The 13660-nt window shown below is 70.4% G+C and carries 14 protein-coding genes; 10 read left to right on the top strand and 4 right to left on the bottom strand.

Annotated features, from left to right (window positions below):
- The first annotated feature begins 35 nt into the window (after nt 1–35).
- The 6 genes from ACFYPG_RS26775 (at nt 36) to ACFYPG_RS26750 (ending at nt 5772) form a co-directional block, all read left to right on the top strand.
- Nucleotides 36–2597: a nitrate- and nitrite sensing domain-containing protein gene (locus tag ACFYPG_RS26775; RefSeq protein ID WP_387354258.1), complete on the top strand. Its 2562-nt coding sequence runs from the start codon at nt 36–38 to the stop codon at nt 2595–2597.
- An 81-nt stretch (nt 2598–2678) separates the two neighbouring features.
- On the top strand, nt 2679–3101 hold the full coding sequence (locus ACFYPG_RS26770) for a roadblock/LC7 domain-containing protein (RefSeq protein WP_030337269.1): 423 nt from the start codon (nt 2679–2681) through the stop codon (nt 3099–3101).
- Between the two features lie 5 nt (nt 3102–3106).
- Nucleotides 3107–3493 (top strand): DUF742 domain-containing protein, encoded by a 387-nt coding sequence (locus ACFYPG_RS26765; protein ID WP_030337267.1) that lies wholly within the window; start codon nt 3107–3109, stop codon nt 3491–3493.
- Nucleotides 3474–4085, top strand: coding sequence for an ATP/GTP-binding protein (locus ACFYPG_RS26760; protein ID WP_355009975.1), 612 nt, complete (start codon nt 3474–3476; stop codon nt 4083–4085). The genes ACFYPG_RS26765 and ACFYPG_RS26760 overlap by 20 nt, the downstream gene beginning before the upstream one ends.
- Nucleotides 4086–4171: 86 nt before the next feature.
- Complete coding sequence (locus ACFYPG_RS26755) at nt 4172–4507, top strand: YciI family protein (protein ID WP_387354257.1); 336 nt, start codon at nt 4172–4174, stop codon at nt 4505–4507.
- 5 nt (nt 4508–4512) lie between these two features.
- Nucleotides 4513–5772, top strand: a complete 1260-nt coding sequence (locus ACFYPG_RS26750) for an RNA polymerase sigma factor (RefSeq protein ID WP_387354256.1) — start codon at nt 4513–4515, stop codon at nt 5770–5772.
- A 257-nt stretch (nt 5773–6029) separates the two neighbouring features.
- On the opposite strand, the gene ACFYPG_RS26745 is transcribed toward ACFYPG_RS26750, so the two are convergent.
- Both ACFYPG_RS26745 and ACFYPG_RS26740 read right to left on the bottom strand, forming a co-directional pair.
- Nucleotides 6030–6218 carry a DUF397 domain-containing protein gene (locus tag ACFYPG_RS26745; protein ID WP_387354255.1) on the bottom strand — a complete coding sequence of 63 codons (189 nt, stop codon included), beginning with the start codon at nt 6216–6218 and terminating at the stop codon, nt 6030–6032.
- Nucleotides 6209–6976 carry a Scr1 family TA system antitoxin-like transcriptional regulator gene (locus ACFYPG_RS26740; protein ID WP_387354254.1) on the bottom strand — a complete coding sequence of 256 codons (768 nt, stop codon included), beginning with the start codon at nt 6974–6976 and terminating at the stop codon, nt 6209–6211. The genes ACFYPG_RS26745 and ACFYPG_RS26740 overlap by 10 nt, the downstream gene beginning before the upstream one ends.
- A gap of 114 nt (nt 6977–7090) precedes the next feature.
- On the opposite strand from ACFYPG_RS26740, the gene ACFYPG_RS26735 reads away from it, so the two are divergent.
- Together ACFYPG_RS26735 and ACFYPG_RS26730 are read left to right on the top strand one after the other, a co-directional pair.
- Nucleotides 7091–7522, top strand: a complete 432-nt coding sequence (locus ACFYPG_RS26735) for a hypothetical protein (protein WP_387354253.1) — start codon at nt 7091–7093, stop codon at nt 7520–7522.
- 57 nt (nt 7523–7579) lie between these two features.
- Nucleotides 7580–8053 (top strand): hypothetical protein, encoded by a 474-nt coding sequence (locus tag ACFYPG_RS26730; RefSeq protein ID WP_387354252.1) that lies wholly within the window; start codon nt 7580–7582, stop codon nt 8051–8053.
- 73 nt (nt 8054–8126) lie between these two features.
- Here the strand turns inward: ACFYPG_RS26730 and ACFYPG_RS26725 are convergent, their stop codons facing one another.
- Complete coding sequence (locus tag ACFYPG_RS26725; RefSeq protein ID WP_355009979.1) at nt 8127–10979, bottom strand: aconitate hydratase; 2853 nt, start codon at nt 10977–10979, stop codon at nt 8127–8129.
- 159 nt (nt 10980–11138) lie between these two features.
- Between ACFYPG_RS26725 and ACFYPG_RS26720 the strand changes: the two genes are divergently transcribed.
- Both ACFYPG_RS26720 and ACFYPG_RS26715 read left to right on the top strand, forming a co-directional pair.
- Nucleotides 11139–11498: a glyoxalase gene (locus tag ACFYPG_RS26720; protein ID WP_357207433.1), complete on the top strand. Its 360-nt coding sequence runs from the start codon at nt 11139–11141 to the stop codon at nt 11496–11498.
- A gap of 116 nt (nt 11499–11614) precedes the next feature.
- Nucleotides 11615–12316, top strand: a complete 702-nt coding sequence (locus tag ACFYPG_RS26715; RefSeq protein WP_387354251.1) for a DedA family protein — start codon at nt 11615–11617, stop codon at nt 12314–12316.
- A gap of 71 nt (nt 12317–12387) precedes the next feature.
- Here ACFYPG_RS26715 and ACFYPG_RS26710 read toward each other — a convergent pair whose 3' ends face one another.
- A complete protein-coding gene (locus tag ACFYPG_RS26710; RefSeq protein WP_387354250.1) occupies nt 12388–13053 on the bottom strand; it encodes a C39 family peptidase in 666 nt (221 codons plus the stop codon).
- Nucleotides 13054–13660 lie beyond the last annotated feature (607 nt).

Here is a 13660-nt window from a genome sequence, read left to right as displayed (position 1 = left end):
ATGAGCTGAGTCAACGCCCGGCCTGGGACGGTTCAATGCGTTCTCGCGGTACGAGTATCCGCACCAAGGTTGTCGCCCTGCTGCTCTCCCTGGTCGCGCTCTGGATGTTCGCGGCCTGGGTCACCCTGCGTGATGGCTTCAACCTGCTCGGTGTTCAGGTCATCAACACCAAGGTGTACGAGCCGAGCGAACCGTTGCTGCAGGAGCTCCAGGTGGAGCGGCGGTTGACCCAGGCGTACCTGAGCAACCCCGAGGCCGCGCAGCGGAGCGCCCTTGAGGCCGAACACCGCAAGACCACCGAGCTGGCTGCCACCTTCGCCGACTCGGTGCGCGACTGGCAGGTCGACATCGCCGGCAGTTCCGTGCTGGGCAACCAGCTCCGCATGACGATCGCCCAGGTCGACACGTTGGAGCGGACCCGAGCCGAGGTGCTGGACCGCAAGATCGACCGAGTCGCCGCCGCCGAGGCGTACACCGACGCGATCGAGTCGATCTTCCAGGTCTACGACGTGACAGGCAGTCTGGACGACAAGCAGATCGCCGGCGAGGCGGCGGCCCTCATCCAGCTCAACCGGATGAAGGAGCTGATCTCGCAGGAGGACGCGCTGCTCAGTGGCCTCTTCGGCAACGGCCGGATGAGCGGCGCGGAGTATGCCCGCTACGTCGCGCTGGTCGGCGCGGAGCGGTTCGTCGGTGAAGAGGCCCGGGTCCGGCTCGCCGACGCCGACCAGCGCAGTTACCGGCAGCTCGTCGAGGGTGAGGCGTTCACCCGACTGCGCGCCGTGCAGGACAGCATCATCCGCGAGGGCCGGCCGTCGACGCAGCTGCCGGTCGGCGCCGAGCAGTGGCGCGGCACCGTGGAACCCGCGCTGGCCGCGATCGACGACGTCGTGCTCGGCGGTGGTGAGGGCATCGTGGACCGGGCCACCGGCGTCGCCGTGATGGTCGTCGTCCGGCTGGTACTCGCCACCGGTCTGGGCCTGCTCGCCGTCATCGCCTCCGTCGTCGTCTCCATCACCACCGCGCGGAACCTGCTGCGCCAGCTGGAGCGGCTGCGACAGGCCGCCTGGCAGCTCGCCGACGAGCGGCTCCCCCGGGTGGTGGACCGGCTCGGGCGCGGCGAGGAGGTCGACGTGGCCACCGAGGCGCCCCCGCTGGAGTTCGGCACCGACGAGATCGGTCAGGTCGGCAAGGCGTTCAACGCCGTTCAGGAGACCGCCCTGCGCACCGCCGTCGAGCAGGCCGACCTGCGTCGCAACGTCCGCGAGGTCTTCCTGAGCCTGGCCCGACGCACGCAGGCGCTCGTCCACCGTCAGCTCACCCTGCTCGACGCGATGGAACGCCGCGAGCACGACGCGGAGGAGCTGGAGGACCTGTTCCGGGTCGACCACCTGGCCACCCGGATGCGGCGCAACGCGGAAAACCTGATCGTGCTCTCCGGCTCCACCCCTGGTCGGGCCTGGCGGCGCAACGTCCCGATGGTCGACGTGGTGCGCGGCGCCGTGGCCGAGGTGGAGGACTACACCCGGGTCAACGTGCTGCCGCTCGGTCCTGTCTCGCTCGCCGGCCGCGCGGTCGGCGACGTCATCCACCTGCTCGCCGAGCTGATCGAGAACGGCCTGTCGTTCTCCCCGCCCCACACGACGGTCGAGGTCCGCGGCCAACTGGTCTCCAACGGCTTCGCCATCGAGATCGAGGACCGTGGCCTCGGCATGAGCGAGGAGGACCTGGCCGCGGCGAACCACCGGATCGTCGACCAGTCCGAGCTGAACCTCGCCAACGCCGCCCGCCTCGGGCTCTACGTGGTGAGCCGGCTGACCGAACGGCACGGCGTGCGGGTACGGCTCAAGGAGTCCGCGTACGGCGGCACCACCGCTGTCGTGCTGATCCCGCTGGAGCTGGTCACCGAGGCCGACGCCTCCCCGGAGGACTCCGGCTCGTTCCGGACCGGCTCGGCCATCCCGATGCCGCCGGCACCCGCCACGGACACCGGCCGTACGACCCCCCTCGCACCGGTCGCGCTCGCCGCACCGACGACCACCACGTCGGAGGTGGCGGTGACCTCGGCGGCGCCGAATCCAGCCGACACCACCGCGCCGACGACGGACGGGGAGGCCGAGGCGGACACCGTTCTCCCCACCCGACAGCGGACCACCCCGGCAACCAGCGCCCCCGACCTGCCCACCCGCGCCCGCCGCGGGCCCGCTCAGCCGGCCTTGGAAGCCCCGACAGTGCCCACCGGGCTGCCCGCTGTCGACACCACCCGCCCGGAGACCCCCGACGAAGAGGCGGCCCCGGCCGGCGACGGTGGGCCGGCGCCCGCCAGCGCCGATGCGGAGCGGACCGACTCCGGCCTGCCCGTCCGGGTCCGACAGGCGAACATCGTTCCCGAGTTGCGAGACGACCCGGCGATGTCCGAAACCGACGACGAGGATGTGGTGCGCCCACCGGAGCAGGTTCGCCGGATGATGAGCTCCTACCAGACCGGCACCCGGCGTGGGCGGACCGACGCGGCGCGGCTGCTCGGCGGCGCCTCCGGCGCACCGGTGACGACGACGCCGTCCGAGCCAGCCGACGAGGATCCACAAGCGACCTGACCGAGCACCGGCAACGCGCGGTGTGACGGTCGAGCCCCAGACGAACAACGGCGCACAGCCGGGCGAGAAGAGGACGACGAAGTGACCCAGAAGACGGCTTCGAGCGCCGACCTGACGTGGTTGCTGGATGACCTGGTGGGCCGGGTGAAGCAGGCCGAACACGCGGTCGCGCTCTCCACCGACGGCCTCCTGATGGCCTCCTCGCAGGGGTTGAGCCGGGACGACGGCGAGCACCTCGCTGCGATGGCGGCCGGCATCCAGAGCCTCGCGCGGGGCGCCGGCAAGCGTTTCGGTGGCGGGCAGGTGCAACAGACCATCATCGAGATGCAGTCGTCGTTCCTGTTCGTCACCGCGGCCGGCCGCAACGCCTGCCTGGCGGTACTGGCCACCGAGGACGCCGACGTCGGCCTGATCGCCTACGAGATGGCGATGCTGGTCACCCGGGTCGGCAAGTACGTCGCATCACCGTCGCGCGGCACTGATCAGCAGGTCGGCGAGAGGTAGCGGCGATGACGGTCCAGGGGGAGTCCGCAGACCACCAGTGGGTGGATGACCACGCGGGTCCGGTGGTGCGTCCGTACGCGGTGACCCGTGGTCGGGCCCGCCCGGTCACCGGCACGTTCGACCTGATCTCCCTGGTCACGGCGACCCGAGCCGAGGTCACGCCCGAGGTCGGTCTCGGTCCCGAACACTTGGCGATCGTCGGGCTGTGCCAACGCATACAGTCCGTCGCCGAGATCGCCGCCCATCTCGACCTGCCGGTGGGCACCATCAGGGTGCTCCTCGGTGATCTGGCGGCCCGCAGCCTGGTGCAGGTCCGCGAGCCGCAGACCACGGCCGGTCTTCCCGACAACAGCATCTTCGAGGCGGTAATCAATGGACTACGGGCACTCTGACCGGCCGGCGGGAGCGACGCCACTGCCCACCGCGATCAAGATCCTGGTCGCGGGCGGCTTCGGCGTGGGCAAGACGACGATGGTTGGCGCGGTCAGCGAAACCCGGCCGTTGCGCACCGAGGAGGTGCTGACGGAGTCGGGGGTCGGCATCGACGACCTGTCCGGGGTGGAGAGCAAGACCACCACCACCGTGGCAATGGACTTCGGCCGGATCACCATCAGCGACGACCTGGTGCTGTACCTGTTCGGTACCCCGGGGCAGGACCGGTTCTGGTTCGTCTGGGACGAGTTGGCGTTGGGGGCGATCGGCGCGGTGGTGCTGGCCGACACCCGCCGGCTCGCCGACTGCTTCCCCTCGATCGACTACTTCGAGGGTCGGGGCACGCCCTTCGTGGTGGCGGTGAACTGCTTCCAGGACGCCCGGAAGTACCGGCTCGACGAGGTGCAGGCCGCGCTGAACCTGGACCCGGGTGTGCCGGTGCTGCTCTGCGACGCCCGGCAGCGTGAGTCCAGCAAGGAGGTGCTCGTCACGCTGATGGAGCACGCCATGAAGACCCGCGAGGCCCGCCGCCGCGCCGCCAGCGGAGACTGACCGGAATTTCTCGGGGGAGGGTGTCCGGAACGCTCCCGGCCGATCGTCATGCTGGCGACACCCCGAGAAACCAAGGGAGCGATCAGATGAAGTACATGATGTTCGTTTGCAGCGACACCGAGCCGGACACCGACCCCACCGAGCTTCCCGACATCGACAAGTGGGTGGCGGAGAACGACTCTCGTGGCCGCCGCCTGACCGGCAACGTACTGGGGCCGACCAGCGCGGCCACCACCGTCCGCGTTCGCGACGGCGAGCTGCTCGTCTCCGAGGGGCCGTTCGCGGAGACCGCCGAGGTGATCGTGGGCTTCGACCTGCTCGACTGCGCCGACCTGGACGAGGCGATCGAGGTGGCCCGCACCCACCCGATGGCCCGTGAGGGGCGACTGGAACTGCGTCCGTTCGCGGACCTGTCCGACTGACGAGGTTGTCCACCCCGCCGCGCCGGCCGGTGCGCATCCCGGCACCGTCCGACGCGGCGGCGGAGGCCGTCGCGGTCGCCAGCGTCGAGGCGTACCCCCGGATCGTCGCGACCCTCATCCGTGTCACCGGGGACTGGGCGTTGGCCGAGGACTGCGCCCAGGAGTCGTTGACCGTGGCGCTGGAACGCTGGCCCACCGACGGTGTGCCGGCCAACCCGGGCGGCTGGCTCATGACCGTGGCGCGCAACCGGGCGATCGACGTGCTACGCCGGGCCACAGTGGAGCGGCGCAAGCTGCACGAACTGGCGTTGCTCACCCCCGACGACGCGCAGCCCGAGCCCGAGGTGGGGCAGGACGTGGTGGACGACCGGTTGCGTCTCATCTTCACCTGCTGCCATCCGGCGCTCGCGATCGAGGCCCGAGTGTCGTTGACGCTGCGAACGGTCTGCGGCGTGCCCACCGCTGACATCGCCCGCCTGCTGCTGGTCAGCGAGTCGACGATGACCCGCCGGTTGACCCGGGCGCGCACCCGCATCGCCCAGGCCGGCATCCCGTACCGGGTGCCGAGCGGGCCGGCGCTGACCGAGCGGCTGCCCGGCGTCCTCGCCGTGCTGTACCTGCTGTTCACCAGGGGCTACGTCGCCGACGGCGAACCGGCCTTCGCCGACGAGGCGGTCCGGCTGGCCCGGCTGCTCGACCATCTGATGCCACACCAGTCCGAGGTCGCCGCGCTGCTGGCGCTGCTGCTGTTCCAACACTCCCGCCGGGACGCCCGCCGCGACGCCGCCGGCAACCTGCTCACCCTGCAACGGCAGGACCGCGACCGGTGGGACCGCTCCGCCGTCGCCGAGGGCCTGACCGCCCTCGATCGGGTACGCCACGACGGGCCGTACGCGTGGCAGGCCCGAATCGCCGCCTGCCACGCCACCGCCGCCTCGGCCGACGAGACCGACTGGCCGACGATCGCCCACGCCTACGACGCCCTGCTCGGCATCCGGCCGTCGCCCGTGGTCGCGCTGAACCGCGCGGTCGCGCACGGCTACGCGTACGGGCCGGCCGCCGGGTTGGACCTGCTCGACGCGGCGCGTGCGGGGGGAGGGCTGGACGACCATCCGCTCACCGCGGCGGTGGAAGCCGATCTGGTGGCCCGGCAGGGCGACCGACTGCGCGCCGCCGCCCTGTTCCGGCGGGCGGCGGCGACGGTTGGCTCAGCCGCCGAGCGCCACGCCCTGCTCGAGCGTGCCGACGACCTCGCCTGCAGCTAGCGGAGCGGCCGCACGCCACCAGGAGCGGTACGTCGGGCATCTGGACCGGCACCGCCTTGCCGATCATGGAGTTGTGGTGGGCAACAAAGCCCCCCGTGAACTACCAAACCAGGCACCACAACTCCATGATCGACGGGCCCGGTCTGTCCCCGCTCCGCGATCTTGCATTTTCTGCCCCGACACAAGGGGCATCCCGCCCATGTCGACGACCGAAACTGCAAGATCGGCGCGATCTTCTCCCTGGACCGTGGGGAGGGTCAGCCGCGCTTGGCCAACGCGAGGAACCGGGTCCAGGCCGCCGGGTCGAAGGCGAGCGCCGGACCGGCCGGGTCCTTCGAGTCACGGACGCCGATGACGCCCGCGAGGTTGTCGGCCACCTCGACGCAGTCGCCGCCGTTGTTGCCACTCTTGCTGCTCTTGCGCCACCGAGCGCCGGTCAGGTCCATGATGCCGCCGCTTCCCTGATGAGATTGAGGGACTGCGCCCGCGACAGGGTGCCGTCGCGGATGCGTTCCCACCGTCGGTCGAATGTAGCAACGTCGGCAACCTTGTCGATGAGCTGCGCCTGCGCCTGGCTGTCGACGTGCGCGACCCGCGCCCCGTCCGGCATCTCGGCCACAGTGAACGGCCCACCGAGGCCCGGATACATGCCGACGTCGGCGGGCACGACGAACAGCGACACGTTCGGCAGCGCGGCCTGCTCAGCCAGCCGCTCGCACTGCTCCCGCATCATGGCCCGGTCGCCGTTCAGGGTGCGCCGGAGGACTCCCTCGTCGAGGACCGCGACGAGCAACGGCGGGCGTTCCCGGCGCAGGATGGCCTGCCGGCTCAGCCGCGCCTCGGCGAGGTCGTCGGCCTCGGCCGACGTCAACGCCTCGCCGACCAGCGTCGCCAGCGCGTACGCCTTGGTCTGAAGGAGGCCCGGTATCCACGCGAGCTGAAACGACCGCAGCGACAGTGCCTCGCGCTCGATCTCCGCCCAGGGCCGGAACCAGGCCGGCGTCCGACGCTTGAACGCGTCGGGCCACAGCTCCTCGACGTTCCGGCCCAGCAGCTCAGCGACCCGCGCCCGATGACGCGTCTGCGGAATTCGTCCCGTGCTCGCCCACTTCGCGGCCGTCTTCGGATCGACACCAATCTGCGCGGCGAGACTGTCCGCTGTGTGGCCCCGCTCAGCCATCGCCGCCTGTACTGCTCGATTCATTCCCAAGCCCTTCAGAACGTTCCAGACGTCGAAAGGAATTACCTCTACGCGGTGTGATCGCTTGGCAACCCTCGGCAGGGTGCTGTGTAGACAGCATCGACGAGGGAGCACCGGATGCCCGACGACACGCCCTGCCACCGCCCACATCGACCGAGCCAACCGGCTTCGCCCCGGTTGAACACCGCCGGCCCGACCGGGCCACGGCACCCTCCGTACCGTGGTCCCGGTCGCGCGGGGAACGTCGTACCCGAATCACGCTGGCGGTCCCGGTGCGGCCCGCCGGTCGCGCACACCGCCGACGGCCCGCTCTGGACGTGCGACGCCTGCGGTCAGGACTGGCCCTGCCCGGCACTGCGAGCGACCCCGACGAACGCCGCCCGCCGCGCAACCCTGATCCCCGAGTTCTCCCGGATCACCCGTCGGGCGATCCGCGACCTGCGCGGCCAGCCGGGCGGCCCCGACCCGGTCGCGATCGTCCGCCGCTTCCTCTGGTTCCTGCCGCTCACCGACGAGGAGGCCCGCGCTGTCGCACTGCGGCTGCGCTGAGCGCTCACCGCTGTCCCGCACCCTGCCGGCGCAGGCGGCGATCGATATGGTGGCTACATGGCGTTGCCGTTCGTCGTCACCCTGCGCGGTTACGACATGTGTCAGGTTGAGAGTCTCTTCGCCGAGGTCGATGGGGCGCTGGCCACTGACAGCGCTGTGTTGCGGGCTGCCGCGCGGGATGCGCTGCGGGCGGCCACCCTGCGGCGGCGGATACGGGGCTACGCCTCCCGGGACGTGGATGCGGCGATAGCCCAACGGCTGGCTGCACTTGCGCACCCGGGCACCCCGAGCGGACCGACGCGACCACCCGCCATCATGACGGTGCCGTTCGTGGTTACTTTGCGCGGTTACGACATGCGTCAGGTCGAGAGTCTCTTCGCCGAGGTCGATGAGGCTGTGGCCGCCGACAGTGCAGTGTTGCGGGCTGCCGCGCGAGACGCGCTCCGGGCGACCACCCTGCGACGGCGTTTACGGGGTTACGCGTGCCGCGCCGTGGATGACGCGGTAGCCGAGCGACTACGGACGCTCTGACAGCATCCCTCGCCTGGAACGGCGAAGGCCGCCCCCGCCGGAGCGGGAGCGGCCTTCCACCAGCCGTACGCGATCAGTTGGCGATCATGCGGCGCAGCACGTACTGCAGGATGCCGCCGTGCCGGTAGTAGTCCGCCTCGCCGGGGGTGTCGATCCGCACCACGGCGTCGAACTCCACGCCGGTGTCGGTGCTGACCTGCACGGTGCGCGGGGTATCACCGTCGTTCAGGGCGGTCACCCCGGTGATGGTGAACGTCTCGGTGCCGGTCAGGCCGAGCGACTCGGCGGTGACGTCCACCGGGAACTGGAGCGGCAGTACGCCCATCCCGATCAGGTTGGAGCGGTGGATCCGCTCGTACGACTCGGCGATGACCGCCCGGACGCCCAGCAGCATCGTGCCCTTGGCCGCCCAGTCCCGCGACGAGCCCGAGCCGTACTCCTTGCCGGCCAGGATGACCAGCGGGATGCCGGCCTCCTGGTAGGCCGTCGAGGCGTCGTAGATCGAGGTCTGCTCGCCGGTGAGGTGGTTGACGGTGAAGCCACCCTCCACCCCGGGCACCAGCTGGTTGCGCAGCCGGATGTTGGCGAAGGTGCCCCGGATCATCACCTCGTGGTTGCCCCGGCGGGAACCATACGAGTTGAACTCGTGGCGCGGCACGCCGTGCTCGGCAAGGTACGTGCCGGCCGGGGAGTCCGCCTTGATCGCGCCGGCCGGGGAGATGTGGTCGGTGGTCACCGAGTCACCCAGCTTGGCCAGCACCCGGGCGGCGGAGATGTCGACGACCGGGCTCGGCTCCTGCTGCATGCCCTCGAAGTACGGGGGCTTACGCACGTAGGTGGAGTCGTTCTCCCAGGCGAAGGTGTCGCCGGTCGGGGTCGGCAGCGACTGCCACCGCTCGTCGCCGGCGAAGACATCGGCGTACGCGGCGCTGAAACCGGCGGCGCCGATCGCCTGGGCGATGACGTCCTGGATCTCGGCGCTGTTCGGCCAGATCTCGCGCAGGTAGACCGGGTTGCCCTCGGAGTCCTCACCGATCGGCTCGTTGGCCAGGTCGATGTCCATGGTGCCGGCCAGGGCGTAGGCGACCACCAGCGGCGGCGACGCCAGGTAGTTCATCTTGACGTCCGGGTTGATCCGGCCCTCGAAGTTCCGGTTGCCCGAGAGCACCGAGACGACCGACAGGTCGTGCTCGTTGACCGCGGCGGACACCTCCTCGGGCAGCGGGCCCGAGTTGCCGATGCACGTGGTGCAGCCGTAGCCGACCAGGTTGAAGCCGAGCTTGTCCAGGTACGGGGTGAGGCCGGCGCGCTCGTAGTAGTCCATGACGACCTTCGACCCGGGCGCCAGGGTGGTCTTCACCCACGGCTTGCGGGACAGGCCCTTCTCCACCGCGTTGCGGGCCAGCAGCGCGGCACCGATCATCACCTGCGGGTTGGACGTGTTGGTGCAGGAGGTGATCGCGGCGATCACCACTGCGCCGTGGTCCAGCTCGTACTCCACGCCGTCGGTGCCGGTGACCCGGACCGGGTTGCTGGCCCGGCCGCCCGCGCCAACCGCTGCGGTCTCCAGGTCGCGCGGCTCGTCGGCCGGGTCGCTGAACTCGTTGGCCGGCGGGTCGCTGGCCGGGAAGGACTCGGCGCTGGCCTCGTCGGCCGGGCCGTTGGCGCCGCGCGGCAGCTCCTCGCGGGGGACACCCGGCTTGAGGTCGCGCTCACCGACGGAGTCGTCGGCCACGTAGTCGGTCAACGCGGAGCGGAACAGCGTCTTGGCGCTGCCCAGCGGCACCCGGTCCTGCGGGCGCTTCGGGCCGGCGAGCGACGGCTCGATGGTGCCGAGATCCAGCTCCAGGCGCTCGGAGTAGTCCGGCTCGGCGTCCGGGTCGTGCCAGAGACCCTGCTCCTTGGCGTACGCCTCGACGAGCGCGACCTGCGCGGCGTCCCGGCCGGTCAGCTCCAGGTAGCGGATCGTCTCCGCGTCGATCGGGAAGATCGCCACGGTGGAGCCGTACTCCGGGGACATGTTGCCGATGGTGGCCCGGTTGGCCAGCGGCACCGCGCTCACGCCGGGGCCGTAGAACTCGACGAACTTGCCGACCACACCGTGCTTGCGCAGCATCTCGGTGATGGTCAGCACCAGGTCGGTGGCGGTGGTGCCGGCCGGCATCTCACCGGAGAGCTTGAAGCCCACCACCCGGGGGATCAGCATGCTGACCGGCTGGCCGAGCATCGCGGCCTCGGCCTCGATGCCGCCGACGCCCCAGCCCAGCACGCCCAGGCCGTTGACCATCGTGGTGTGCGAGTCGGTGCCGACCACAGTGTCCGGGTACGCCTGGCCGTTGCGCTCCATGATGGTGCGGGCCAGGTACTCGATGTTGACCTGGTGCACGATGCCGGTGCCCGGCGGGACGACCTTGAACTCGTTGAACGCGGTCTGACCCCAGCGCAGGAACTGGTAGCGCTCCTTGTTGCGCTCGTACTCCAGCTCGACGTTGCGGGCGAACGCGTCCTCGCGGCCGAACAGGTCGGCGATGACCGAGTGGTCGATGACCAGCTCGGCCGGGGCGAGGGGGTTGACCTTGGTGGCGTCGCCGCCCAGGTCACGTACTGCCTCGCGCATGGTGGCCAGGTCGACCACGCAGGGCACGCCGGTGAAGTCCTGCATCAGGACCCGCGCCGGGGTGAACTGGATCTCCACGCTCGGGGCGGCGGTGGAGTCCCACCCGCCGAGCTGGCGGATGTGGTCGGCGGTGATGTTCGCGCCGTCCTCGGTCCGCAGCAGGTTCTCCAGCAGGATCTTCAGGCTGTACGGCAACCGCGCGTGGCCGTCCACCTTGTCGATCTTGAAAATCTCGTAGCTCGCGTCTCCGACGCGTAGCTGGGTCTTCGCACCGAAGGTGTCGAGGCTCGCCACGTCGTACTCCTTCACACCAGCGACCGTGAGTAGTCCTGAGCAGTCTGTCGCACCGGCCGGGGTGCCGCCGAGGTTAGGTGACACTTACCGCCCGATTCCGCTTCCAACAAAACCGTACGTCCGTCTTGCTATATGTGCAAGCGAGTGCCAGGGTTCGAGACAGGAGGTACCGCAATGATCCACCACGTACTGCTGGCCTGTCCGCGCGGCACCGAGGAGGTCTCGCGCGCCTTCTACGCTGGCCTGCTCGGCCTGGTCGAGAAACCCAAACCCCCGGCCCTCGCCGCCCGCGGCGGTTGCTGGTTCATCGGGTACGACGCCGAACTGCACCTGGGCGTCGAAGACGACTTCCGCCCCGCCCGCAAGGCACACCCTGCCCTGCTCCGCCCCGACCTCGACATGCTTGCCGGTCGGCTGCTCGACGCCGGGTACGACGTCGTCTGGGGTGACGACGAACTGCCCGGGATGCGCCGCTTCCATACTCACGACCCGCACGGCAACCGGCTGGAGTTCGTCGCCCCGCTCGCCGGCTGACGCCAGCCCTCGACTCCCGCGGTTGAGCCTGAATGGCGGCTGGGCGGGTGTCCGCGAGCACGCCGGTTCACCAGGTCCCGGGGTAGGGTCGGAGGCCGGATCGGAAGGGGTGCCGAGTGGTCGACGTCCAGCACTGGCTCTCGGCCCTGCCTCCGGGCGTGGTCTACCTCATCGTCGCCGGCGTGATCGGCGTCGAGAGCATGGGCGTCCCGCTGCCCGGAGAGATCGTGCTCGTCAGCTCCGCCCTGCTCGCCGCCACCGGAGTGGTGGAGCCGGAGTGGGTGGCCAGCGCCGCGGCGTTCGGCGCCATCGTCGGCGACTCCGTCGGGTACGCCGTCGGCCGACGCGGCGGTCGCCCGCTCCTCGCCCGACTGGGCAGACGGTTCCCCAAACACCTGGGTCCGGCGCAACTCGCCCGTGCCGAACAGAGCTTCGCGCGGCACGGCGTCTGGGCGGTCTTCTTCGGTCGGTTCGTGGCACTGCTGCGGATCCTCGCAGGGCCGCTCGCCGGTGCGCTGCACGTGCCGTACCGCCGCTTCCTCCTGGCTAATGCGGCCGGCGGCCTGGTCTGGGCCTTCGGCACGACGTACCTGCTCTACTCGGTCGGCAAGGCGGCCGAACACTGGCTGAAGGACATCTCCTGGGCCGGGTTGGTCCTCGCGGTGCTCGCCGGGCTCGGCAGCACCTGGTGGCTGCGCCGCCGCGCCCACCACGTCACGTCGACCGACAGCGCGTCCGGCGTGGAGGTGGCCTCCGACGGTCAGTCGGCTGCGGTGGCCCCTGACGTCGATCCGGTCCGCGCGGGCAACGAGCACTGATCTTCGACTGGTCATGACGAAGGGCCGGACCCTCGTGGGGTCCGGCCCTTCGTCATGTGGTGTGGTTCGGGTCAGCTGGTGGCGTAGCCGCGGGTGGCGATCCAGTCGGCGAGGTGTTCGACGCTGATCTGGTAGGCGGCCTGGTTGGGGTCGGCGGAGTCGGCGATGGTGACGGTGGTGCCGTTGTCGTGGTAGCCGACGACGCTGATGTAGTGCCCGCCTTCGTAGGAGTGGGTCACACCGTTGGTGTCGGTGCTGGTCCCGGCGATGTTCGCGACCACGGCCCTGCCGTCGTCAACCGTGCGGACGATGTCGGCGCGCAGTTGGTCGGTCTGCTTGGCATCAGCGTTCGGGGTGCTGATCTCGACGGAGCGGTAGGCGTCGTTCTTGCCGGTTTCCTTGTTCAGCACGGGGGTGATGTCGTTGATGGAGTTGGTGCCGGCCTCGGTGGTGCCCATCTCCTTGGCCATGTCATCGACGTTGATGTTCTTGCCCTGCACGCTCAGGGCGTTACGGGTCGCGGCGGGCCCGCAGTAGTAGAAGTTCGGCTGGGCTTCGTAGCGCACACCGAGCTCCCGCTCGCCGTGGCCGCCCTTGCGGTCGGTCTGCGTCTGCGTGGTGGGCTTGGTGGTGGTGGGTGCGGCGAACGCGGTGGTGACGGGGCCGGCGATGGCGCCGCCGGTGAAGGCGAGGCCGGCGGCGGTCAGGGCGGTCTTACGGATCAGATCGGTACGCATGATGGCGTGCTCCTCTGCCTCAGGGGGATACCCACACCACACCAGGGGGGTGAATGGTGGCGCGGGAAAGTTCGTCTGCCCGGCGACCCGCACGAGGGGGTCGGCGTCGGGACAGGGTGCAACGGGTGCCGGCGGCGAATCATTCCGCCAACCTGCGGGGGGCGGCCTGTTGAGGTGCTCGGCCGTTCCGGGGGTGTAACCGAGGCGACCTGCCGGGTCTTCCCGGCGGGGGCCCGGCCGTTGAGGTGCTCGGCCGTTCGGGGGCTTAACCGCAGTGGCCTGCCGGGTGTTCCCGGGGGCCGCTGCCCGCGCCCTACGACTCGACGGTCGCGGTGGTCTGCCAGGTATAACGACCCCGGCCGGCCGCCGATTCCGCCGACGGGGTGGCCCCGACCACCCGACATTCATTCCGAACCCGACAAACCGCCCGAACCGTCACCCTGCCGAACCCGACACGGCGGCCGAAACCGCATGATCGACTCGGGTTCCCTGAAAACGCGGTGTCCCGAAGCCTTGGGCTCAAGTGGTTGTTGCAACGGGGTGGATTCTCGTCAGGATGAGGGGTCATGCCGGGGCAGAGGTTGGCGTCCGCGGAGCGGGCGCAGAT

Origin of the sequence: Micromonospora sp. NPDC005553 (assembly GCF_042871765.1) — a bacterium.
In the GTDB taxonomy this organism is placed as follows: domain Bacteria; phylum Actinomycetota; class Actinomycetes; order Mycobacteriales; family Micromonosporaceae; genus Micromonospora.
Note: the sequence above shows the minus strand (reverse complement) of the source record. Positions and strands in the feature narration are given on the sequence as shown.